The organism is Frigoribacterium sp. AC512 (assembly GCF_979258295.1).
This window is the reverse complement of record NZ_OZ409850.1, coordinates 1,942,214-1,964,317: the sequence shown is the minus strand read 5'-3', so window position 1 is coordinate 1,964,317 and position 22,104 is coordinate 1,942,214. Positions and strand designations below refer to the sequence as shown.

The 22,104-nt window shown below is 74.1% G+C and carries 22 protein-coding genes, 1 tRNA gene and 2 pseudogenes; 14 read left to right on the top strand and 11 right to left on the bottom strand.

Annotated features, from left to right (window positions below):
* Window positions 1-57: 57 nt before the first annotated feature.
* A complete protein-coding gene (locus ACZZ97_RS08910) occupies window positions 58-330 on the bottom strand; it encodes a DUF4031 domain-containing protein (RefSeq protein ID WP_146904546.1) in 273 nt (90 codons plus the stop codon).
* Between the two features lie 252 nt (window positions 331-582).
* Here ACZZ97_RS08910 and obgE point away from each other — a divergent pair, with 252 nt between their 5' ends.
* The 10 genes from obgE to ACZZ97_RS08860 all read left to right on the top strand — a co-directional run bounded on the left by obgE (window position 583) and on the right by ACZZ97_RS08860 (window position 8,764).
* Window positions 583-2,118, top strand: a complete 1,536-nt coding sequence (gene obgE, locus ACZZ97_RS08905; protein WP_314103467.1) for a GTPase ObgE — start codon at window positions 583-585, stop codon at window positions 2,116-2,118.
* Window positions 2,115-2,951 carry a glutamate 5-kinase gene (gene proB / locus ACZZ97_RS08900; RefSeq protein WP_463472920.1) on the top strand — a complete coding sequence of 279 codons (837 nt, stop codon included), beginning with the start codon at window positions 2,115-2,117 and terminating at the stop codon, window positions 2,949-2,951. Before obgE ends, proB begins: the two co-directional genes overlap by 4 nt.
* A gap of 47 nt (window positions 2,952-2,998) precedes the next feature.
* A complete protein-coding gene (locus ACZZ97_RS08895; RefSeq protein WP_463472919.1) occupies window positions 2,999-4,279 on the top strand; it encodes a glutamate-5-semialdehyde dehydrogenase in 1,281 nt (426 codons plus the stop codon).
* Window positions 4,280-4,313: 34 nt separating this feature from the next.
* Window positions 4,314-4,532 carry a hypothetical protein gene (locus tag ACZZ97_RS08890; protein ID WP_314103474.1) on the top strand — a complete coding sequence of 73 codons (219 nt, stop codon included), beginning with the start codon at window positions 4,314-4,316 and terminating at the stop codon, window positions 4,530-4,532.
* Between the two features lie 17 nt (window positions 4,533-4,549).
* Window positions 4,550-5,185: a nicotinate-nucleotide adenylyltransferase gene (nadD, locus tag ACZZ97_RS08885; protein WP_123548624.1), complete on the top strand. Its 636-nt coding sequence runs from the start codon at window positions 4,550-4,552 to the stop codon at window positions 5,183-5,185.
* On the top strand, window positions 5,182-6,420 hold the full coding sequence (locus ACZZ97_RS08880) for a hypothetical protein (RefSeq protein ID WP_463472918.1): 1,239 nt from the start codon (window positions 5,182-5,184) through the stop codon (window positions 6,418-6,420). Before nadD ends, ACZZ97_RS08880 begins: the two co-directional genes overlap by 4 nt.
* A gap of 45 nt (window positions 6,421-6,465) precedes the next feature.
* Window positions 6,466-6,879 (top strand): ribosome silencing factor, encoded by a 414-nt coding sequence (gene rsfS, locus ACZZ97_RS08875; protein WP_463472917.1) that lies wholly within the window; start codon window positions 6,466-6,468, stop codon window positions 6,877-6,879.
* Between the two features lie 68 nt (window positions 6,880-6,947).
* A complete protein-coding gene (locus ACZZ97_RS08870; protein ID WP_463472916.1) occupies window positions 6,948-7,655 on the top strand; it encodes an AAA family ATPase in 708 nt (235 codons plus the stop codon).
* A gap of 116 nt (window positions 7,656-7,771) precedes the next feature.
* Window positions 7,772-7,844, top strand: a tRNA-Ala gene (locus ACZZ97_RS08865).
* A 173-nt stretch (window positions 7,845-8,017) separates the two neighbouring features.
* Window positions 8,018-8,764, top strand: coding sequence for a YflT domain-containing protein (locus ACZZ97_RS08860; protein ID WP_463472915.1), 747 nt, complete (start codon window positions 8,018-8,020; stop codon window positions 8,762-8,764).
* 88 nt (window positions 8,765-8,852) lie between these two features.
* On the opposite strand, the gene ACZZ97_RS08855 is transcribed toward ACZZ97_RS08860, so the two are convergent.
* Window positions 8,853-9,752: an SDR family oxidoreductase gene (locus ACZZ97_RS08855; RefSeq protein WP_463472914.1), complete on the bottom strand. Its 900-nt coding sequence runs from the start codon at window positions 9,750-9,752 to the stop codon at window positions 8,853-8,855.
* A gap of 115 nt (window positions 9,753-9,867) precedes the next feature.
* Here ACZZ97_RS08855 and ACZZ97_RS08850 point away from each other — a divergent pair, with 115 nt between their 5' ends.
* Both ACZZ97_RS08850 and ACZZ97_RS08845 read left to right on the top strand, forming a co-directional pair.
* Window positions 9,868-10,155, top strand: a complete 288-nt coding sequence (locus ACZZ97_RS08850; protein ID WP_314103553.1) for a hypothetical protein — start codon at window positions 9,868-9,870, stop codon at window positions 10,153-10,155.
* Window positions 10,152-10,634 (top strand): MarR family winged helix-turn-helix transcriptional regulator, encoded by a 483-nt coding sequence (locus ACZZ97_RS08845; RefSeq protein ID WP_463472913.1) that lies wholly within the window; start codon window positions 10,152-10,154, stop codon window positions 10,632-10,634. Before ACZZ97_RS08850 ends, ACZZ97_RS08845 begins: the two co-directional genes overlap by 4 nt.
* A gap of 78 nt (window positions 10,635-10,712) precedes the next feature.
* On the opposite strand, the gene ACZZ97_RS08840 is transcribed toward ACZZ97_RS08845, so the two are convergent.
* The 4 genes from ACZZ97_RS08840 to ACZZ97_RS08825 form a co-directional block, all read right to left on the bottom strand.
* Window positions 10,713-12,068 (bottom strand): M1 family metallopeptidase, encoded by a 1,356-nt coding sequence (locus ACZZ97_RS08840; RefSeq protein ID WP_463472912.1) that lies wholly within the window; start codon window positions 12,066-12,068, stop codon window positions 10,713-10,715.
* 65 nt (window positions 12,069-12,133) lie between these two features.
* Window positions 12,134-16,153 carry a Pls/PosA family non-ribosomal peptide synthetase gene (locus tag ACZZ97_RS08835; protein WP_463472911.1) on the bottom strand — a complete coding sequence of 1,340 codons (4,020 nt, stop codon included), beginning with the start codon at window positions 16,151-16,153 and terminating at the stop codon, window positions 12,134-12,136.
* A 102-nt stretch (window positions 16,154-16,255) separates the two neighbouring features.
* Window positions 16,256-16,996 carry a 4'-phosphopantetheinyl transferase family protein gene (locus tag ACZZ97_RS08830; protein WP_463472910.1) on the bottom strand — a complete coding sequence of 247 codons (741 nt, stop codon included), beginning with the start codon at window positions 16,994-16,996 and terminating at the stop codon, window positions 16,256-16,258.
* Between the two features lie 52 nt (window positions 16,997-17,048).
* Window positions 17,049-17,360: a hypothetical protein gene (locus ACZZ97_RS08825; RefSeq protein ID WP_133738628.1), complete on the bottom strand. Its 312-nt coding sequence runs from the start codon at window positions 17,358-17,360 to the stop codon at window positions 17,049-17,051.
* A 367-nt stretch (window positions 17,361-17,727) separates the two neighbouring features.
* Between ACZZ97_RS08825 and ACZZ97_RS08820 the strand changes: the two genes are divergently transcribed.
* On the top strand, window positions 17,728-18,213 hold the full coding sequence (locus tag ACZZ97_RS08820; protein ID WP_463473785.1) for a gluconokinase: 486 nt from the start codon (window positions 17,728-17,730) through the stop codon (window positions 18,211-18,213).
* An 8-nt stretch (window positions 18,214-18,221) separates the two neighbouring features.
* On the opposite strand, the pseudogene ACZZ97_RS08815 reads toward ACZZ97_RS08820, so the two are convergent.
* From ACZZ97_RS08815 to ACZZ97_RS08800, 4 genes and pseudogenes are all read right to left on the bottom strand, one after another.
* Window positions 18,222-18,374, bottom strand: a pseudogene (locus ACZZ97_RS08815) (DivIVA domain-containing protein); the annotation flags it as partial.
* A 12-nt stretch (window positions 18,375-18,386) separates the two neighbouring features.
* Window positions 18,387-18,479, bottom strand: a pseudogene (locus ACZZ97_RS08810) (DivIVA domain-containing protein); the annotation flags it as partial.
* A gap of 68 nt (window positions 18,480-18,547) precedes the next feature.
* Window positions 18,548-19,138, bottom strand: a complete 591-nt coding sequence (locus ACZZ97_RS08805) for a GNAT family N-acetyltransferase (protein WP_463472909.1) — start codon at window positions 19,136-19,138, stop codon at window positions 18,548-18,550.
* 136 nt (window positions 19,139-19,274) lie between these two features.
* Window positions 19,275-19,772, bottom strand: coding sequence for a DUF4188 domain-containing protein (locus ACZZ97_RS08800; RefSeq protein ID WP_463472908.1), 498 nt, complete (start codon window positions 19,770-19,772; stop codon window positions 19,275-19,277).
* Between the two features lie 113 nt (window positions 19,773-19,885).
* Between ACZZ97_RS08800 and ACZZ97_RS08795 the strand changes: the two genes are divergently transcribed.
* Window positions 19,886-20,533: a MerR family transcriptional regulator gene (locus ACZZ97_RS08795; protein WP_463472907.1), complete on the top strand. Its 648-nt coding sequence runs from the start codon at window positions 19,886-19,888 to the stop codon at window positions 20,531-20,533.
* 87 nt (window positions 20,534-20,620) lie between these two features.
* On the opposite strand, the gene ACZZ97_RS08790 is transcribed toward ACZZ97_RS08795, so the two are convergent.
* The gene (locus ACZZ97_RS08790) at window positions 20,621-22,015 is read right to left on the bottom strand and encodes an MFS transporter (protein ID WP_463472906.1); all 1,395 of its coding nucleotides are present in this window, start codon (window positions 22,013-22,015) and stop codon (window positions 20,621-20,623) included.
* Between the last annotated feature and the right edge of the window lie 89 nt (window positions 22,016-22,104).

Genomic DNA, 22,104 nt, shown 5'->3' with positions numbered 1-22,104 from the left:
GCAGGAGGCGCGTCACGGGAGCCGCAGCGCGACAGGGCGCGGGAGGCGCGGCTGAGGTCAGAGCCCCCGCTTGACCCGCTGCGAGACGCGCAGGCCGCTGCGCTCGAGCCGTCGTGCTAGGTCGAGCCCGGTGACCGGCTGCGCCCCGGCCGCGACGAGGTCGTGCCAGCGCGACTCCGGCACGTCGTAGTGGTCGTGGTCGAAGCCCCGGCGGGGGATGTCCTGGGCGGCGGCGAAGGCGTGCAGCTCGTCGTACGACGCGTCGCTGACCAGGTGGGCCCAGACGGTGTCGTGGGCGGGCCAGATCGGCTCGTCGATCAGGATGGTCACGCGCCGATGCTAGTCGGGCGGCCGTCGCGTTGACCGCCTCCGACCGGCCCTGTACCATCACAGGTTGGTGCTCACCCGGCCCAGGTGCGCCCGGCTCCGCGGGAGCCCGCGAGGCCACAGGGCCTGTCGGGACACCATCGTCGCCTCCGTCCGCCGACGGCGAGGCACCACCGCACGGCCCGACACCGGTCGCCCGTGCGCGACAGACCCGGGGCAGCGCGCGCCGGCACCAGAGCTAGAAGAGACCGATACATGGCCACATTCGTCGACCACGTGACCCTCCACCTGCGAGCAGGCAACGGGGGCAACGGCTGCGTCTCCGTCAAGCGCGAGAAGTTCAAGCCCCTCGCCGGCCCCGACGGGGGCAACGGCGGCAACGGCGGCGACATCGTGCTCGTCGCCGACGCCGGCGTCACCACGCTGCTCGGTTTCCACCGCGCGCCGCACCGCTCGAGCGACAACGGCGGCCCCGGCATGGGCGACCACCGCAGCGGCACCCAGGGGCAAGAACTCGAGCTGGCCGTCCCGCTCGGCACGGTCGTCAAGACCGTCGACGGCGACGAGCTGGTCGACATGACCGAGCACGGCATGCGCTACGTCATCGCCGAGGCCGGCATCGGCGGGCTCGGCAACGCCGCGCTCTCGTCGACCAAGCGCAAGGCCCCCGGCTTCGCGCTGCTGGGCACGCCCGGCTGGCAGGGCGACGTGCTGCTCGAGCTCAAGGTCGTCGCCGACGTCGCGCTCGTCGGCTACCCGTCGGCCGGCAAGTCGAGCCTCGTCGCCGCGCTCTCGGCCGCCAAGCCCAAGATCGCCGACTACCCCTTCACGACCCTGCACCCGAACCTCGGCGTCGTCGAGTCGGGCGAGACCCGCTACACGGTCGCCGACGTGCCCGGCCTGATCGAGGGCGCGAGCGAGGGCAAGGGCCTCGGGCTCGAGTTCCTCCGCCACGTCGAGCGCTGCTCGGCCCTGCTGCACGTGCTCGACTGCGCCACGCTCGAGCCCGGCCGCGACCCGCTGACCGACCTCGAGATCATCCGCCGCGAGCTCGAGGCGTACCCGGTCCCCGAGGGGCAGACGCCCCTGCTCGAGCGCCCCCAGCTGATCGCGCTCAACAAGGTCGACGTCCCCGACGGCCGCGAGCTGGCCGACTTCGTCACGCCCGAGCTCGAGGCCCGCGGCTACCGCGTCTTCGAGATCTCGGCCGTCAGCCACGAGGGCCTCCGCAACCTCTCCTTCGCCCTCGCCGAGGTCGTCGAGCAGAGCCGCGCCGAGATCGCCGCCCGGCCCGCGCCTCCTCGTCTGGTCATGCGCCCCCGCGCGGTCAACGAGAAGCCGTTCGTCATCAAGGTCGAGGGCGGCACGTACGGCAACGTCTACCGCATCCTCGGCCAGAAGCCCGAGCGCTGGGTCGTGCAGACCCAGTTCAACAACGAGGAGGCGGTGGGCTACCTCGCCGACCGGCTCAACGCCATCGGCATCGAGGACGCCCTGTTCAAGGCAGGTGCGCAGGCCGGCTCGACCGTCGTCATCGGCCCCGAGGGCGGCATCGTCTTCGACTGGGAGCCGACGCTGACCTCCACCGCCGAGCTGATGACCTCGGCCCGCGGCACGGACCCGCGCCTGATCAAGAACGACCGCCCGACCCGCAACCAGCGCCGCGAGGACTACTTCGAGCGCATGGACGCCAAGGCCGAGGCCCGGGCCGAGCTCCAGCGTGAACGTGCTGCGGGCCTCTGGACCGACGACGAGGGCTTCCTCGTCAAGGAGGGCGACGAGCAGGAATGAGCACCGACGGCCTCGTCGAGGCCCTGCCGCACGCCGGCGGCGACCCGGTCGTCACCGCCCGGGGCGACATCGCCCGCGCCCGGCGCATCGTCGTCAAGGTGGGGTCGTCGTCGATCAGCGGCGCCGCCGCGCACCAGATCGAGCCGCTCGTCGACGCCCTCGCCGGTGCCCACGCCCGCGGGGCCGAGGTGGTGCTCGTCTCGTCGGGCGCGATCGCGACCGGGTTGCCGCACCTGCGGCTCGACTCGCGGCCGACCGACCTCGCGACGCAGCAGGCGGCCGCGGCGGTCGGCCAGAACGTGCTCATCTACCGGTACCAGCAGAGCCTCCGTCGGCACGACATCGTCGCGGGACAGGTGCTGCTCACGGCCGGCGACATGGCCGACCCGACGCCGCGCAGCAACGCGCAGCGGGCGATGGGGCGCCTCCTCGAGCTCGGCATCCTGCCCATCGTCAACGAGAACGACACCGTCGCCACGCAGGAGATCCGCTTCGGCGACAACGACCGCCTCGCCGCCCTCGTCTCCGAGCTGATCGGCGCGGACGTCCTGGTGCTGCTCAGCGACGTCGACGCGCTCTACACCCGCCCGCCGCACGAGCCGGGCGCCGTGCGCATCGACGACGTGCCCCAGGGCGACGACCTTGCCGGGGTGACCTTCGGCGACGCGGGCGCTGCAGGCGTCGGCACCGGGGGAGCGGGCACGAAGGTGGCCGCCGCGCGCTACGCGGCCGCGGCCGGCACGCCCGTGCTCGTCACCTCGGCGGCGAACGTCGCCGCGGCCCTGTCCGGTGCGTCGGTGGGCACCTTCTTCTCGGCGGCGCCCCGCCGCTGACGCTGCCTCCGATGCGCCGGCGGAGCCCGTCGCCGTAGGCTCCTGGGATGTCGTCCGTCGTCGCCCCGTCGTTCACCGAGACCCTGCGTGCCGCGAAGGCGGCCTCCGTCCGTCTCGCGACCCTCACCGCCGCCGAGAAGGACGCCGCGCTGCACGCCGTCGCCGCCGCCCTGGTCGCCGAGGGCCCGCGCATCGTGGCCGCGAACGAGCTCGACCTGGCACGGGCGCTCGACGAGGGCGTCGGGGAGGCCCTGCGCGACCGCCTCCGCCTCGACGCCGCCCGGCTGGAGGCGCTGGCCGACGCCGTGCGGCTCGTCGCCGGCCTCGTCGACCCGGTCGGCGAGAGCATCCGCGGCCGGGTCCTGCCCAACGGCCTGCGGCTCGACCAGGTGCGGGTGCCGTTCGGCGTCGTCGGCGTCATCTACGAGGCCCGCCCGAACGTGACGGTCGACATCGCCGCGCTCGCGCTCAAGAGCGGCAATGCGGCGGTGCTGCGGGGCGGCAGCGCGGCACGCGAGACGAACCAGGTGCTCGTCGACGTCGTGCAGGAGGCGCTGGTCGCCTCGGGACTGCCCGCCGACGCGGTCGTCACGGTCGACGAGCACGGCCGGGCCGGGGCCGCCGAGCTCATGCGGGCGCGCGGGCTGGTCGACGTGCTCGTGCCGCGCGGCAGCGCCGAGCTGATCGAGACCGTCGTGCGAGAGTCGACCGTCCCCGTGATCGAGACCGGCGCGGGCGTGGTGCACGTGTTCCTCGACGCGTCCGCCGACGAGGAGATGGCCGTCGACGTCGTCGTCGACGCCAAGGTCAGCCGGCCGAGCGTCTGCAACGCGCTCGAGACCCTGCTCGTGCACGCGGACGCGGCCGACCGCCTGCTGCCGCCGGTGCTGGGCGCCCTCCGCGCCTCCGGCGTCACGGTGCACGGCGACGAGCGCGTCGTGCGGACGTTCCCCGACGCGGTCCCGGCGACGGACGCCGACTGGGCCGCCGAGTACATGAGCCTCGACCTGGCCGTGCGCGTCGTGGACGACGTCGACGAGGCGATGGCGCACATCGCGCGCTGGTCGACGCACCACACCGAGTCCATCCTGACGAACGACCACGCGGTCGCCGAGCGGTTCCTGCACGAGGTGGACAGCGCGGTCGTCATGGTCAACGCCTCGACCCGGTTCACCGACGGGGGCGAGTTCGGCTTCGGCGCCGAGGTCGGCATCTCGACGCAGAAGCTGCACGCCCGGGGGCCCATGGGGCTGCCGGAGCTCACCAGCACGAAGTGGGTCGTTCGAGGGCAGGGCCAGGTGCGCGGCCAGGCCCGGCCGCGCGGCTAGACTGTCGGGGATCGCCCCTCGGAACGGAGAACCCATGCTCGACGTCGCCCTCCTGGCCGCAGCCCACGAAGACCTCGCGCCGCTGATCGCGCCCCCCGTCGTCATCGCCGCCACCTTCGGCCTGTTCTTCCTGTTCCTCGGCTTCGTCGTGTGGAGCTACCGCGACGTCGCGAACCGCTCTCCCCGCAAGGCGTCGACGCAGGCGCACCACGACGGGCCCATCGACGAGTTCGGGCACCCCGAGCAGCACTGACCCGGCGGCACCGCAGAATGGTCGGCACGACGCCTGCGACGAGCACCCCCGGGGCGTTCGTCACCGGTCGTCGACCCCGCGTGGGCATCATGGGCGGCACGTTCGACCCGATCCACCACGGTCACCTCGTCGCGGCGAGCGAGGTCGCACAGTCGTTCCACCTCGACGAGGTCCTGTTCGTCCCCACGGGCCAGCCCTACATGAAGTCGGGCGTCAGCGACAGCGAGCACCGCTACCTGATGACGGTCGTCGCCACCGCCTCCAACCCGATGTTCACCGTCAGCCGGGTCGACATCGACCGTGACGGCCCCACCTACACGATCGACACCCTCCGCGACATCCGGGCCCAGCGTCCCGACTCCGAGCTCTTCTTCATCACCGGGGCCGACGCCGTCGCGCAGATCCTCGACTGGAAAGACGTCAGAGAGCTCTGGGACCTCGCGCACTTCGTCGCCGTGACCCGACCGGGCCACGACCTCAGCGTCGGCGGCCTCCCGGAGAGCGACGTAAGCTTGCTCGAAGTCCCCGCCCTCGCCATCTCGTCGACCGACTGCCGCGCTCGGGTGGGCCGCGGCTTCCCGGTGTGGTACCTGGTCCCCGACGGGGTCGTCCAGTACATCTCCAAGCACCACCTGTATCGGAGCAACGCATGAGCACGTCCGACGAGCAGCCGCTGACCCGGCGTCAGATCCGCGAGCGCGAACGTGCCCGCGAGGCAGGCCGCGCCGTCGCCGAGGGCACCGCAGGAGGCGCACCCGCCTCGGGCTCGACGCCCGCGTCCGCAGCAGCCCCCGTCCCCGCGTCCACCCCGGTGCCCGCCACGCCCGTGCCCGCCACGCCCGTGCCGGCCTCGGCCCCGCAGGCTGCAGGCACGCCGGTCTCGGCCGCACCCGTCCCCGCCTCGGCGCCCACGCCTCCTCCGGCCTCCGTCGCCGGACCCGACGGGCTGACCAGGCGCCAGATGCGCGCCCAGCGCGCCGAGCAGACGGGGCCCTCGGCGCCCGTCCCGCTCCAGGCCCCCGGCCCCGAGCCGCGTCGCCGCCTGGTCGACGCGCTGAGCACGGTCGACGAGATCGTGGCGCCGCTCGACGAGAGCGCCCCCACCAGCGCGCGGCAGTCGGCCGGCGACGACTCGTCCGTCGTGCCGAGCGTCGCCGCGGACGGCGACGGCGACGACGACGGGCGCGCGCCCGGCCCGCGCCGCACGGGGCAGCCCGCCGCGGTGTCCTCCGGGCCTGCGGTCGCGCCCACCTCTGCGCCCTCCGTGTTCCCCCTCGACCTCAGCGGGTCGCGGCCCGGCTCCGCCTCGACACCTGACGACGACGATCCGGCCGCCGCTCCCGGCAGCGCCGGTTCGCCCGCAGCGGCAGCCGTCTCCGAGCCCGCGCCCGCGTCCGTCCCCGAGCCGAGCGGCTTCGTGCCGCCCGTCGGCCACTGGACGACCCAGTCGGACGAGCCCGACGACGACACGGCCCCCGGTCGTGCCCTCGGCACCCACACGGGCCAGACGAACGCGCTCATCCTCACCGACCAGCAGGTCGCCGACGTCACCGGAGCGCTCAACGCGACCGGCGAGATCATCATCACCGGCTCGATCGACCTGCCCCGCAGCCTGGGTGCCACGGGGTCGCAGGCGCGCATCGACAACTCCGACATCGACCGCCTGCTCGAGCAGGGCGACGCCGAGAGCGCCGAGACCGACGCGGCTCCCGTCCGGGCCAGCCGGGCCATCAGCACCCACACCTCGACGCGCTCGGTCGTCCTCGCCGCTTCACAGCCCGCCTCCAGCAAGCTGCCCCTGATCCTCGGGATCGGCGGGGGCGTCCTCGGAGCAGGTATCATCGGTGTCGTCATCGCCGGGTTCGCCACGGGCATCCTCGGCGGTTGACGCCGCCGTCGTCCCGTCCCGGGCCGACCCACCCCGAAGGAATCCGTGACAGCCACCCCTCGTGCCATCGAGCTCCTGCAGATCGCAGCCCGCGCCGCCGACGACAAGCAGGCCGACGACCTCGTCGCGCTCGACGTGTCCGAGCCGCTGGCACTCACCGACATCTTCCTCCTGGCCTCCGGCCGCAGCGAGCGCAACGTCGTCGCGATCGCCGGTGAGATCGAGGACAAGATGCTCGAGGCCGGCGCCCGCACCCTGCGCCGCGAAGGTCGCGCCGAGGGCCGCTGGATCCTCCTCGACTTCGGCGACGTCGTCGTCCACGTGTTCCACGACGAAGACCGCCAGTACTACTCGCTCGAGCGCCTGTGGAGCGACTGCCCGGCGATCCCGCTCGACGTGGTGAGCGCCTCCTCCGCCGAGGCCGCCTCGGCTCCGGCTCCGGCCTCGTCCGAGGCCTAGGCCTGCACCTCGCGTCTCCGGACGTCGACGGCGTCCGTGCCGTCGGTGGTCCGTGCGACCCTGGCGGCATGATCATCGACCGGGTCCGCGTGCCGGAGGCGCTCGTCGCCGACCCGCGCGAGTGGCCGTTCACCGTCCCGGCCGTCGCTGCGCTCGTCGGCACGGGTGTGTCCCTCGACGCGCCCGTGACCTTCCTCGTCGGTGAGAACGGCAGCGGCAAGTCGACGATCGTCGAGGCCCTCGCCGAGGCGTGGGGCGCCGACGTCCGCGGCGGTCGCTCGCACGGCAGGTACTCCTCCGAGCTCGAGCCGTCCGAGCTGGGCGCCGTTCTCGAGCTCGGACGCACGCCGACGGGCAGCCGCATGGTCGGGCGCAAGGCGAGGGGCTGGTTCCTCCGGTCGGAGACGGCGCTCGACATGTTCGCGCGGTACGAGAAGCGCGACCCCGGGTTCCACGACGTGAGCCACGGCGAGAGCTTCCTGCACGCCTTCGACGTCCGGCTCGCCGAGAAGGGGCTGTACCTGCTCGACGAGCCCGAGGCAGCCCTGTCCTTCACGGCCTGCCTCCAGCTCATGGGCACCCTGGCCGACGTCGTCGACGCCGGCGGGCAGGTCGTCTGCGCGACCCACTCGCCCGTGCTCACGGCCCTGCCCGGCGCCGCGGTGCTGCAGCTCGGCGAGCGGGGCATCGAGCGGACGACCTGGGGCGAGCTCGACCTCGTGCAGCACTGGCGGGCGTTCCTCGACGAGCCGGGACGGTACCTGCGCCACCTCTGAGCTGCAGCGCCGGGCCGTGGGCCCCGGCGGCGGGTGTACTTGCGGCGTCGGATTCTGTAGTAAGGTTGACGAGTTGCTTCGGCAGCGGGAACACGAGCAAGACGGCAACACGATCTGGGTCTGTGGCGCAGCTGGTAGCGCACCTGCATGGCATGCAGGGGGTCAGGGGTTCGAGTCCCCTCAGATCCACCCACGAGCAAGACGAGATGGCCTCACCTTCGGATGAGGCCATTTCTCGTTCCTGCCCCCGCTCCTCTGCCTCGCTTCGTCGAGGAACGCGAGTCGTGAGTCGTCGAGGTGCCGGTCTGGGCGTGCGCTGTGCATCGGCTCCACGCGGGTGGCCGACGCGGTAGAAATCATGCATGAGCAACGAGCAGCCTGGCCAGACCCCCGCCCCCGACGACGACGCGACCCGCGCCTCCGGGACGCCGACGGGTGCGGACCGCCCCCGTCCTGCGTACGGGGAGTACGCGCCGACCCCGGCGGGCGGTGCCGCTGCGCCGTCCGAGCAGCAGCCGGTCGCCCCCGGCGCACCTCAGGGCACCCCCTACGGCGCGCCCCAGCAAGGCGCCCCCTACGGTGCCCCGCAGCAGGGCACACCTGCCTCGTCGCCCACGACCGGCGCTCCCGGCCCCAAGGGCATCGGCGCCTTCGCCGGCGAGGGCCATCCTCAGACTCTGGCGACCTTCACCCGCTATGAGGACGCGCAGTCCGCGGTCGACCTGCTCAGCGACGAGGGCTTCCCCGTCGAGAGCGTGTCGATCGTCGGCCACGACATCCGTACCGTCGAGAACGTCGCCGGCCGTCTGACCACCGGCAAGGCCGCCGCGCGCGGTGCCGCCGGCGGGGCGTGGTTCGGGCTCCTGCTCGGACTGCTCTTCAGCATCTTCGCGCCGGGCGTCGCGTTCATCGGCGTCCTGCTCATCGCCCTCGGTGCCGGAGCCCTGTGGGGCGCGCTCTGGGGCGCCGTCGGCCACGCCGCGACGCGTGGTCGTCGTGACTTCGCCTCGGTCAAGACGATGGAGGCGGGTCGCTACGAGGTGCTCGTCCGTGGCGAGCTCTCCGCCCGCGCCCACCAGGTGCTCGCGCAGGGTCGCAAGGTCGGCTAACAGCAGCCTGGCGAACTGCGCCGACGACGAAGGGCCCCGCGCGTGCGGGGCCCTTCGTCGTGCCGGGAGGTCCCCGACGCTCAGCGCCTCACGGCGTGACCATCCCGCCGTTCACGTTCAGCGTCTCGCCTGCGACGAAGCTCGACTCGGCGCTGGTGAGGAACACGTAGGCCGGCGCCTGCTCGGCGGGCTGCGCGGCGCGTCCCATCGGCGACTCGCTCGAGCCGAACTCGGGCAGGGTCTCGGGGTCGACGCCCTGCGTCACCTGCAGCACGGACCAGGTCGGCCCGGGGGCGACGACGTTCACGCGGATGCCCTTGCCGACGAGCTGCTGCGCGAGGCCCTTCGAGAAGTTGTTGATCGCGCCCTTGGTCGTCGCGTAGTCGAGCCGGTCGGGGGCAGGCGTGTAGGCCTCGAGCGAGGCCGTGTTGACGATCGTGGAGCCGGGCTGCAGGTGCGGCAGGGCCGCCTTGATGATCCAGAATGGCGCGTAGAGGTTGGTCTTGAACGTCCGGTCGAACTGCTCGTCCGTGATCTGGTCGATCGACTCCTGCCAGACCTGGACCCCGGCGACGTTGACGATCGCGTCGAGCCCGCCCATGCCCTCGACGGCCTGCTGCACGAGCTCGCGACAGAAGGAGGCGCTGGTCAGGTCGCCGGGGACGGCCACGGCCTTCCGCCCGGCCGCCTCGACGAGCGACACGACGTGGCGCGCGTCCTCCTCCTCCTCGGGCAGGTACGAGAGGGTGACGTCCGCGCCCTCGCGGGCGAACGCGATGGCCACGGCTGCGCCGATGCCGGAGTCGGCGCCGGTGATGAGCGCCTTCCGGCCGGTCAGGCGGCCGGTGCCGCGGTAGCTGTCCTCGCCGAGGTCGGGGACGGGCGTCATGTGCGACTGGAGCCCGGGCTCCGGCTGCTGCTGCACCTCCGGGCTGATCACGGGGTAGCGGGTGCGTGGGTCGTCGAAGGTGTACTGATCGCGGGTCATGCACCCGTGATACGCCGCGGGGCTGGCTGCCTGCTCAGCGCGGGCAGGTGCCGGGGTACGCGGGGCCGCCTCCTCGGCAGTCGCTTGGTGTACCAATGATTGGTACACTCAGCACATGGCGACGAGAAGACCGCGACGACACGGCGACGAGCACGGCGATGCGCAGGGAGGCGAGCCCGGCCACGAGCACGGCAGCTGGTTCGGCGACGCCGTCGAGCGGATGAACTCCCGGCTGCGCCCCTACATCGGCGGCGCACAGCTCGGCATCCGTGACGAGGCGCCGATCGTCGCCCCCGCGCACGGCGGCGCCTGTCCGCTCTGCGGCCGCCCGATGGACGAGCACGTCGTCGACCGCTCCGGCCCGCGCACGATGCTGCACTGCCCCCGGGACGTCCGCGGATGAGCGCGGCGGCCCGCGCCTCCGAGGCTGTCGGCCCGGCGCCCGGCGTCGCGGCCGCTGACCCGCTCGCGCTCGAGAGCCAGATCTGCTTCGCGCTGTCGGTCGCCTCGCGCAGCGTCGTCTCCGCGTACCGTCCTGTGCTCGAGCCGATGGGGCTGACGCACCCGCAGTACCTCGTCATGCTCGCCCTGTGGGAGCAGCAGCCGCTGGCGCTCCGCGACCTCGCCCGGCTGCTGCGGCTCGACCCCGGCACCCTGTCGCCGCTGGTGAAGCGCCTCGAGGCGCAGGGCCTGGTCACCCGCGGGCGCAGCGCGGACGACGAACGAGCGCTGAGCATCGAGCTGACGCCCGCCGGGGTCGCCCTCCGCGAGCAGGCCGAGTCGATCCCCGGGCGGATGATGGCCCGGCTCGACGTCACCCGCGACGAGCTGGTGCTGCTGCACCGCACCATGGCGAAGCTGATCGCGGCGGCCGAGGCCTGAGCGGCGAGCTGCACCCCCGAACCCGCAGAACACCCCCGGGACCAGGGGTGCAGTGCCGGATCGGGGGTGCAGCTCGGCTCAGTCGTGCGGCAGGCGCGGCAAGGGGCGCTCGAAGAGCCAGCTCGCGAACAGCGCCTCGAGCTCGCCGGCGTCGTGGCCGCTGACGCGCACGCAGTGCCGCACGAAGTCGTCGGTCGACACCGCGCCGTACCGGTTCTGGTCCGTCCAGCGGCGCAGCACGGCGAAGAACGCGTCGTCGCCGATCGTCAGCCGCAGGGCCTGCAGCGTCAGCGCGCCGCGCTTGTAGACGCGGTCGTCGAACATCGCGTCCGGCCCGGGGTCGCCCACCGTGAGGTCGTGCGGCGGCAGGGCGAGCCGCAGGTGCGTGCGGCGGGCGTGCGTCGCGACCGAGGTGCCGCCCGACCACTCCGACCAGAGCCACTCGGCGTAGCAGGCGAAGCCCTCGTTGAGCCAGATGTGGCGCCAGGAGGCGACGCCCACGCTGTTGCCGAACCACTGGTGCGCGAGCTCGTGCGCGATCAGCCGGTCGCTGCCCGACCGCCCGTCGGCGTGGTTCGCCCCGAAGACGGCGACGCCCTGCGCCTCCAGCGGGATCTCGAGGTCGTCGGCCGTCACCACGACCGTGTAGGCGCCGAAGGGGTAGGGGCCGAAGGAGGCGGTGAAGCAGCGCACCATCTCGGGCACGGCTGCGAAGTCGTGGTCGATCCGCGCGCGCAGGTCCGGCGGGCCGACGAGGGCGCCGCGGACGGGCGCGTCGTCGGTGCCGAGGGCCAGCTCGCGCGACTCGTAGCGCCCGATCTGCACCGTCGCGAGGTAGCTCGAGGTGGGCTCGGACTGCTCGAACGTCCAGGTGACCTTGCCGGGGCTCGATCGACGTGAGACGAGGTCGCCGTTGCAGACCACGTGGTAGCCGTGCTCGACGTCGATCCGGGTGCGGTACGTGGCCTTGTCGTCCGGGCGGTCGTTGCACGGGAACCAGGTCGCGGCACCGTTCGGCTGCGCCGCCACGATGACCCCGTCGGTGAGCTCCTCCCAACCGATCTCGCCCCACGGTCCGCGTCGTGGTGCCGGCCGGCCCGAGTAGTCGACGACGGTGGTGAACCGGGCGCCCGCCTCCGCGTCCTGGGGGAGCGTCACCGTCAGCTTCGTCGCGCTCTGGCTGAAGCGGGCCTTGTGTCCGTCGACGCGCACGCGCGAGACACGGAGGCCGATGAGGTCGAAGACCGCACGACGCAGCGGCGCCGTCGCGACGGCCGAGACCGTCGCCCGGCCGTCGAGGCGGTTGGTCACGACCCGGTACGAGAGCTCGAGGTCGTAGGAGGCGACGGTGAAGTCGTCGGCGCCGCTGCCCGGCGTGTGGGTGTCGGGCACCGCGTCGTCGGGATCGCTGTCGCGCGGGAAGGAGTCGGGCACGGTCCCATCGAACACGCTGCCGTCGGTCGGCGTGCCGTCGTCTCCGCTGCCGTCGGCAGGCCCGCTCACGAGGTGGCCGCGTGGTAGTCCGAGTGGCGGACCTCGCGCCACGGCCCGATCGGGTTGCCGCTCCACCGGCTGCCGACGGGCACGCCCTCTCCTCGCATCACGAGCGAGGCAGGGCCGACGGTGGCGTGGCTGCCGACCACGGCCGCTGGCAGCACGACGCTGTGGGGGCCGAGGGCAGCGCCGGCGTCGAGGGTCACGGTGTCCATCGACATGATCCGGTCGTGGAACAGGTGCGTCTGCACCACGCAGCCGCGGCCGACCGTCGATCCGTCGCCCAGGGCGACGAGATCGGCCTCGGGCAGCCAGTAGCTGTCGGTCCAGACACCACGGCCGATGCGGGCCCCGAGGCTGCGCAGCCACCACACCAGGGCGGGCGTCCCCGTCGCGGCCCGGGCGAACCACGGCGCGGCCAGCATCTCGGTGAAGACGTCGGCCACCTCGCTGCGCCAGACGAACGACGACCAGAGCGGCTGCTCGCCCGCCCGGACGCGGCCGATCAGGGCCCACTTGGAGGCGGTGGTCACGACCGCGGCGACGAGCCCGGCCGCGATCAGCACGGCGCCGCTCGCCAGCGCGGCGACGAGCGGGCCCCACGCGGCGGCGAGGCCGGCGAGGGCGAAGAGCACCGCGGTGCCGAGCAGCACGGTGGCGACGACGGGGACGAGGCGGCCGAGCTCCCACGCGGTGCGCGCCGCCCGCAGCCGGGTCGGCGGGCGGAAGGTGAGCGCCTCGTCGGCCACGGCGACCGTCCGCCGCAGCCGGACGGGCGGCGACCCGAGCCAGGACGAGCCGGGACGCGACTTCGGGGGAGCCGCCGAGAGCACGGCGACGAGGCCGTCGTCGGGCACCCGGTGGCCGGGCCCTGCCATGCCCGAGTTGCCGAGGAACGCCCGGCGGCCGATCTCGGCCCTGGCCACCCGCAGGTGCCCGCCGCCGAGCTCGTACGAGGCGACCAGGGTGTCGTCGGCGAGGAACGCGCCGTCGCGGACGGTGGTCATGACGGGCAGCAGGAGCACCGTCGACGCCTCGACGTCGCGGCCCACGCGGGCTCCCAGGAGACGCAGCCAGACCGGGGTCGCGAGGCTCGAGTAGATCGGGAACAGGTACGTGCGGGCGAGGTCGAGGAGCCGTTCGGTGCTCCAGACCTGCCAGCCGACCCGGCTGCGCACGGGCCACGTCCCCTCGGAGACGCCCACGCCGAGCAGGCGGACCAGCACGACGACGGCCACGGCGGCGACGGCGCCGGCCACGAGCGTGCCGGGGACGACCCAGGCGACCGCGCGCCACCAGGCCTCGCCGAGCGTCGCCGAGCCGCGCACGCCGGCCGCGACCACGACGGCGCCGGCCACGAGCGAGACCCCGGGCAGGAGCGACAGCAGCACCGACGAGGCACCGTACGCCCACAGCCACCGCGTCGCGCGAGGAGGACGCTCGGCGGGCCACCAGGCCTTGGCGCGCCCGCTCCGGGCGGCCGGCGAGCCCGACCAGGCCTGGCCCGCCGGCACGCGCCCGAAGACCGCCGAGCCGGGCGCCACCGTCGCGTGCTTGCCGATGCGGGTGCCGGGCAGCAGGGTGCTGCGCATGCCCACGGTGCTGCCCGCGCCGATCCGGACGGCTCCGAGGCGGAGCACGTCGCCGTCGAGCCACCAGCCCGAGAGGTCGACCTCGGGCTCGATCGAGGCGCCCCGGCCGATCCGCAGCATGCCGGTGACGGGCGGCAGGGCGTGCAGGTCGACGTCGGGGGCGATCCGTGCTCCGAGCGCCCTCGCGTAGTAGCTCACCCAGGGGGCGCCGGCGAGGCCGACCGCGGCGACCTGCTCCTGCACCTGCTCGGCGGCCCAGAGCCGGAGGTGCACGCTGCCGCCGCGCGGGTGGTCGCCGGCCTGGACGCCCCGCAGCAGGAGGCGCGCGGCGACGACCGAGATCAGCATGCGTCCCGGCGGCGTCACGAACAGGACGAGGCCGGCGGCCAGGAGCCAGGGGGAGGTGCGGGGCAGGAACTCGAAGCCGTCGACCGTCCGCAGCACCGCCGACGCGGTGAGCGCCCAGACGAGCCAGCGCAGCCCGCCGAGCGTCTGCAGGGGGAGCGCGAGCAGGGTCTGCAGCCACTGCGCGCGCAGGGGCGTCGGGGCCGAGCGGCGGTAGTCGTCGCGGGCGGACGTGCCGTCCGCGCCGGTGCCCTCGCCCGACTCGCCGCGCTCGTCCGCCCGGGAGGCGAGGTCGGCGGCCATCGACCCGAGCCGCGGGTGCGAGTAGACGTCGGCCACGGTGTACTCCGGGTCGCGCGACCGGATCCGGGCGACGAGCTGCGCCGCCGCCAGCGAGCCGCCGCCGAGGTCGAAGAAGTCGGCGGCCGCGTCGACGACGGGCAGACCGAGCACGGCCTGCCAGTCGGCGGAGAGGATCACCTCGTCGGCTCGGAGCCCCGTCTCGTCCGCGGCCTGCTCCGGCAGCGGCCAGGGCAGCGCGTCACGGTCGATCTTGCCGGACGTCTTCGTCGGCAGGTCGCCGTCGACCACGGCGAGGAGCGGGACGAGCGCGGCCGGGAGCTCGGTGCGGAGGCGGACCAGCGACTCCGTGCGGTCGAGGGAGGCGCCCGCCTCGAGGGCGAGGTAGCCGACGATGACCTGGTTGCCGGCGTCCGTGGTCCGGACCGCCGCCGCCGCGCCGGCGACGTGCGGCAGCGTCTGCAGGGCCGACTCGATCTCTCCCAGCTCGATGCGCCGCCCGCCGACCTTGACCTGGTCGTCGGCGCGGCCCAGGAAGACCAGGCCCTCGCGCTCGAGGCGCACCAGATCGCCGCTCCGGTAGGCGCGAGCCCAGCCGAGCCCTTCGTGGGGCGCGTACTTCTCGGCGTCCTTCGCGGGGTCGAGGTATCGCGCGAGGCCCGCGCCGCCGATGATCAGCTCGCCGATCTCGCCCTCGGCGACCGGGCTCCCGGACTGGTCCACGACGGCGGCGTCCCAGCCGTCGAGGGGCACGCCGATGCGGACGGGCTCGCCGGGCACGACCAGTGCGCCCGTCGCCACGACGGTCGACTCCGTGGGGCCGTAGGTGTTCCAGACCTCGCGGCCGTCGGCGCAGACCCGGCCGACGAGGTCGGACGGGAACGCCTCGCCGCCGAAGATCAGCAGCCGGACCGACTCGAGGGCCTCGGCCGGCCACAGCGCCGCGAGGGTCGGCACGGTGGAGACGACGGTGATGCCGTGCGTCACGAGCCACGGCCCGAGGTCGGCCCCCGACCGGACCAGGCTGCGCGGCGCGGGCACCAGGCACGCGCCGCTCCGCCAGGCGAGCCACATCTCCTCGCAGGAGGCGTCGAAGGCGACCGAGAGACCGGCCAGCACCCGGTCGCCCGGCCCGAGCGGCTCCTCCTGCAGGAACAGCCGTGCCTCGGCGTCGACGAAGGCGGCGGCCGCCCGGTGGCTGGCGGCGACGCCCTTGGGGGTGCCGGTCGAGCCGGAGGTGAAGATGACCCAGGCGTCGTCCGCCGGGCGCGGCGCTGCCGCGGCCACCGACGGCACGCCCTCTGTCGTCGTGCTGGCGTGCGGGACGCGACCGCTGAACAGCGCGGCGCCCTCGAGGTCGCCCTGCCCCCGCGTCCGGTAGACGCCGCCGGCGCCCACCACGCCGGCCACGCTGGCCTCGCCGAAGACGAGGGCCGCTCGCTCCTCGGGGTCGTCGGCGTCGACCGGCACGTACGCGGCCCCCGCGGTCAGCACGGCGAGGATCGCCAGGTGGAGGCGTCGGTCGCCCGACGGCATCCGGACGCCGACCCGGTCGCCCCGGCGCACACCGGCCGCCACGAGGACGCCGGCCGCCGTCGCGACCTGGGCCGAGAGCTCGCGGTAGCTCAGGGCCCCGCGCTCGTCCTCGAGGGCCGAGGCGTCAGGGTGCGCGAGGGTCGTGGCCCGCAGCACGTCCACGAGGGTCCGCGGCTCGGCCGCGAGCGACGACCGGAGGAAGATCTCGGCGGGGAGCGGGTCGGGCGTCGGCGTCGAGGGGGTGTCCGGCATCGTGCGGGCTCTCCGGGTGGGCTCGGGGGCGCGTGCCGCCCGGTCGCGGGAGCTGCCCGGTCGTGGGGCGGCTCGCGGCGGGCGGCGTGGTCGCTCGGGAACCTAGGCCGCCACGGTGACCGGCAGGTGAACGCGGACGCGCGCGCGGTCGAGCCCGGGGCCGGCCACGGCGGCCACGAGCGGGCCCGGCAGCGCCAGGTCGGCGACGGTGCGGGCCGGGCCGGGGAGCTCCGACTCCGGGGCAGCGTCGCCCTCGACGACCTCGCTCCAGACGCCCGGCGCCGTCGGCCGCAGCGTCACCGCGTCGGGGTCGCGGGTCAGGCCCTCGCCCGTCGACTTGAGCAGCGCCTCCGTGCGCACCCAGCGGGCGAGGTCCCCCGACGGGCGGAGGGCTGCTGGCGCAGGACTTGACGCTGACGTTGACGTTGACGCGGCCTCGAGGTCGACGCCGACGTCGAGCCCGCGGCGGAGCGCGATCAGCGCGTGCCCCTCCGAGCGGCTCAGCGAGAAGCGCAGCGGGCGGCCGGGCGCCAGCGCCGGGCGGCCGTGCGGGCCGCCGCAGCGCGGGCACGCCTCACGGACGACCGCGACCGCCGACGGGTGCACCTCGAGCGACGCACCCAGCAGGAGGCGGAGGGCGACGTGGGAGACCAGCCAGCGATGGCGGTCGGTCGCGTCGTGCAGCCGTGCGGCCCTGGCCCGCTCGTCCGCGTCGAGCCACGACGCCGGATCGCCCGCGGGCCGCGCGAGGCCGAGGGAGGCGACCACGCCGTCGGCCGTGTCGTCGAGCGGCACCAGCCAGGTCGAGACCGGTGCCGACGGCAGCAGGGCGGTGGTGGTCATCGGGTCAGCGGCTCATCGGGTCGGTGGCGCATCGGGTCCGCGGCTCACGAGCTCAGCGCAGCGGCTGCGGGGCCACGGCCGGGCGTGACCAGCGGACGTCGACGGGCCGGCCGACCACCCGCGACTCGATCTCGCTGCGGAACGACTCGACGAAGTGCGCGGCCGAGCGCTCGTCCGACACGACGACGTCGAGGCGCAGCGAGCGCAGCTCGTCGGTGACGAGCACGGGGCCGTCGCAGAAGCGCAGCAGGTACTGGTGGGACTTCACGGGGATGCTCTCCCAGTGCCGCCGCAGGCTCGTCTCGAGCTGGCGGACGGAGTCGATGCCGTCGGCCTGCCGCACCTCGGCGCTGATCGCGATCATGCGGGCATCGTGCACCCTGCGGGCGACGCGCACGTGAACGCGAGATGACGGGCTCCTGTGGCCCCGGCGAGTGCCTCTCCCGGCGGCCGGGGCGCCCGCCGCCTATTCGTATTACCATTGGGCCGAGAGCGGCGCCGACGCCTGTGCGTGGTCGGTCGGCTCACAGCCCCATCCGACGACGAGATCGCACGGTCGCGACCTCGAGAGGACACGACATGACCACCCCGAGCTCCGCGCCCTTCCCCTCCGCCTCCGCCGAGGCTCGCTGATGGCCACCCTCGAGAACGCGGGCGCCGCCTCCTCGGCGCCGCTCGTCCCGGGGTCGGCCCGCCACCCGGCGCACGACTCGGACCCGGTGCTCGTCGTGATGGGGGTGTCGGGGTCGGGAAAGTCGACCGTCGCCGCCCTCGTCGCCGAGCGCCTCGGCTGGGACCTCGCCGAGGGCGACGACCTGCACCCCGACGAGAACGTCGCGAAGATGGCGGCGGGCCTGCCCCTCGACGACGACGACCGGGCGCCGTGGCTCGACACGGTCTCGTCGTGGATCGTCGAGCACGCGATGCAGGGCGTGCCGGGCGTCATCACCTGCTCGGCGCTGAAGCGGAAGTACCGCGACGTGCTGCGCGAGCACAACGTCGTCTTCGTCTACCTGCAGGGCAGCGGCGACCTGATCGGCGGCCGGATGGCCGAGCGCTCGGGGCACTTCATGCCGACGACCCTGCTCGACTCGCAGGTCGCGACGCTCGAGCCGCCGCAGGCCGACGAACGGCACATCGTCGTCGACGCCACCCGCACCCCGGAGGAGGAGGCGGACGACGTGCTCCGCCTGCTCGGCCTGACGCCGGCGGACTAGAGGCCGCGGCGGCGGAGGTCGGCGACGATCTCGTCGAGGAAGTCGTCCACCTCGTCCTGGTGGTAGCCCTCGCGGAACTTCGTCGGGGTGAAGCGCGCGTTCACGACGTCCTCGGGCCGCACGTCGGTGGCGCCCGCACGGCCCTCGTCGTCGGCGGTCATGGCCGCCTGCACGCGCGTGAGGAACGCGTCCACGTCGTCCGTGTCGTAGCCCTCGCGGAACCTCACCGGCGAGAACCGCTTCGCCTGGACGTCTTCTGCCCTCATCGTCTCCCCCTCGTGGTCACCACGATCCTGCCAGGGCGTCGTGGTCCGTCGCGACCTCGGTGCGACGGTCAGGACCCCGTCGGCGGGGGAGCGGCGTCCGGGGAGGGACGATCGCGGGAGGCGCGGTAGAGGACGTGAGGGCGGAGGCGGTGACCGGGCGGCAGGGCCGGGTGCTCGAAGTCGTCGGCCGGGTCGCGTGTCAGGCCGAGCCGCTCCATCAGCGCACGGGAGCGGAGGTTGGTCGCGGCGGTGAAGCTGACGACCTCGGGCAGGTCGAGCCCGTCGGGGTCGAGGGCGGCGCGGAGCACCTCGCGCGCGGCCTCGGTGGCGAGGCCCTGTCCCCAGGCCTCGCGGCGCAGGCGCCAGCCGATCTCGACCTGGTCGGCGAGCGGCCGGCCGCCGACGACCACGTCGACCGACGGTCGCGACAGGCCGACGAAGCCGAGCAGCTGGTGGTCGGCGCGTCGCTCGACGGCCCAGAGACCGAAGCCGTGCGTCTCGAAGCCCTGCTCGATCCGGTCGAGCATGGCGTCGGACTCGGCGCGCGTCCGTGTCGACGGGAAGAACTCCATCACGACGGGGTCGGCGTTCATCGCCGCGAACGGCTCGCGGTCGGCGTCGTGCCAGCGGCGGAGGAGGAGGCGGTCGGTGGTGAGCACGGGTCGACGGTAGCGGAGGCGACCGGCCGACCCGCGCCTCCTGCGGGCCGACCCGCGCGATGGACCGCGTTCCGAACCATGAACCGCGAAAGATCACGGTTCATGGTTCGGAACGCGGTTCATGCTGCGGCTGCTGTCAGGCTGCGGGGCCGGCCGCGGTGCGTCCGGCGGCGGCGCGCGCGCGGGCCGTGTCGGCGCGCGGGCTGACGGGCACCGCCTCCGTCGCCAGGGCGAGACCGGAGGCGGGCATCCCGACGTACATGCTCTCGGCCCGCTCGACCACGAACGTCTCGTGCCAGATGCCGACCGCGCCCGGCGCCTTGCGGGCACGGCGGTTGAAGGCGCTCCACGCGGGGCGGTGGGCCTGGTCGGCCGAGCCGGCGTAGGCGTAGAGCTTCTCGAGCGAGTCCCAGTACTGCACCAGCACCGGCCCCCGTGAGCCGATCGTGGTGCGGAGGCCGCGGAGCCCCGACTCCTTGTCCTTGAACAGCTCCACGATCATCGGGGTCATCGCGGCGAACACGGGGAGCCACTGGTCGGGCCGCCAGATCTTGTTGACGCGCATGCCGATCAGGAAGACGACGAGCTCGCCCTCGTGCCGGTGGGTCGTCCTGCCGGGAATGACACGGGCCATGATCTCGCTCCTTCGACGCGTCTGCGCGGGTGGGTGCCTGGTGATTGGATAGTGTTGCTCTCCAGTGCGCTCCCATCTTGGAGAGTGCAGCTATCCAATGTCAAGGGGGACCCGTGCGCATCTCCGAGCTCGCCGACGTCAGCGGCGTCCCGATCGCGACCATCAAGTACTACCTGCGCGAGGGGCTGCTGCCCGAGGGCGAGCGCACCTCGGCGACGCAGGCCCGCTACGGCGACGAGCACGTGCGGAGGCTCAGGCTCGTGCGGGCGCTGGTCGGCCCCGGCGGGCTGAGCGTGGCGCGCGCACGCGGAGTGCTCGAGTTCCTCGACCTGGAGCACGACTCGGTGGGGCAGGTGCTCGGCGTCGCCCAGCACGCGGTCACGCCCGACGCTCCCGAGGGAGTCGACCACGCCCGGGCCCGCGGCCTCGTCGATCGCTGGGGCTGGACCGTCGACCCCGGCGACGGCCCGGTGCTCGCCGCGCTCGAGGTCGCCGTCGACGGGCTCGAGGCCGCGGGGTTCGACCTGCCGCCCGAGCGCCTCGACGGCTACGCGCGGGCGATGCACGACGTCGCGGACGCGGAGATCGCGGGGGTCCCGCTCGAGAGCGTCGACGCGGCCGTGCAGTACGTGGTGCTGGGCACGGTGCTGGTCGAGCCGTTGCTGCTGGCGCTCCGGCGGCTGGCGCAGCAGGACTCGTCGTGGCGGCGCTTCGGCGACCTCGTCGGCGGGTTGCCGGTGCCGCCGCCTCCTCCGGTCTAGGGCTCGTGTCCCGTCCCGTTCCGAGCATCGCGTCGCGCCGTGACACGACGGGACGCTCGGGACAGGACGGGACAGGGGGCGGCGACGCTAGGAGGCGCGGCGCGTGCCCCGCAGGCCGACGAACGACACGAGCGCGCTGCCGACGAGCAGCACCGCGACCACGACGACGACGCGGTGGAACCCGTCGACCGTGAGGGCGCCTCCGGCGATCACCCCCAGGAACGCCACGGCGACCAGCCCGGCCACCCGCGAGATCGCGTTGTTGACCGCCGACGCGATGCCCGACCTGGCCGGCGAGATGCCCGACAGCACGGCCGAGGTGAGCGGCGCGACCGTGACGGAGAGCCCGAGCCCGAAGAGGACGACCCCGGGAACGACCTGCCACCAGACGTCGATCGGGTCGCGGACGAGCAGCATCCAGAGGAACCCGCTCGCCGTGATCAGCGGCCCGCCCGTCATGAAGAGGCGCGGCCCGTGCGTCGCGGCGAGCGTGCCGAACATCGTCGAGAAGAGCAGCGACACGATCGTCGTCGGCAGGGTGACGAGGCCGGCGAGCGTGGCCGAGAGGCCGGCGAGCTCCTGCACGACGAGGGGGATGGTCAGCGTGCCGAGGTTGACGGCGGCGTAGAGGCCGACGGTGGCGAGGTTGCCGACGGCGAACTCGCGGGTTCGGAACAGGTCGAGCGGCATCATCGGCTGCGGCGCCCGCCGCTCCCACCAGACGAAGGCGACGAGCGCGACGACGCCGACGACGAGCGGCACGACGACGAACCAGGCGCCGAACCCGACGCGCTGGCCCTCGATGAGCGCGAAGACGGGGCCCGCGAGGCCGACCGCGGCGAGCGCGGCGCCGACGACGTCGACGCGGGCAGGCTGGTCGGGCCCGCCGCGGTGCGCGTCGCCGGGCAGGCGCGTCATCAGAACGAGCGTCAGCACCACCGGCACGACGACCACGGCGAAGACCCACCGCCAGCCGAGGGTGTCGACGAGGGCGCCGCCGGCGAGCGGGCCGATCAGGAACGCGACGCCCGTCCAGGCGGTCCACGAGCCGATCGCACGGCCCTGGGCCGTGCCGGTGAAGGTCGACGTGATGAGGGCGAGGCTCGACGGAACGAGCAGCGCCGCGGCGACGCCCTGCAGTGCGCGGGCGGCGATGAGCAGGCCTGGGTCGGGTGCGAGCGCGGCGAGGACGCTCGTCAGCGCGAACGCGACGAGGCCGGCGCGCAGCACCCGCACGCGGCCGAACGTGTCGCTGAGCGACCCCGCGACGAGCATCAGCGAGCCGAGCGCGAGCAGGTACGCGTCGACGACCCACTGCTGCAGGGTCAGGTCGGCTCCGCTCGCCGGGCCCGCGCCTCCTTCGCCCAGGCCTCGTGCGATCGCCGGGAGCGCGACGGTCACGATCGACCCGTCGAGGAACGCCACGAAGGAGGCGAGCACCGCGACCACGAGGACGATGCGCTGGCCGCGAGCGTCTGTCATCCCCCGAGTCTCCTCCCTGCGGTCGATACGGACGGAGGGCTGTCCGGCTCGTGACAATCGAAGCGAACCGCCGAATGAACCTGCCGATC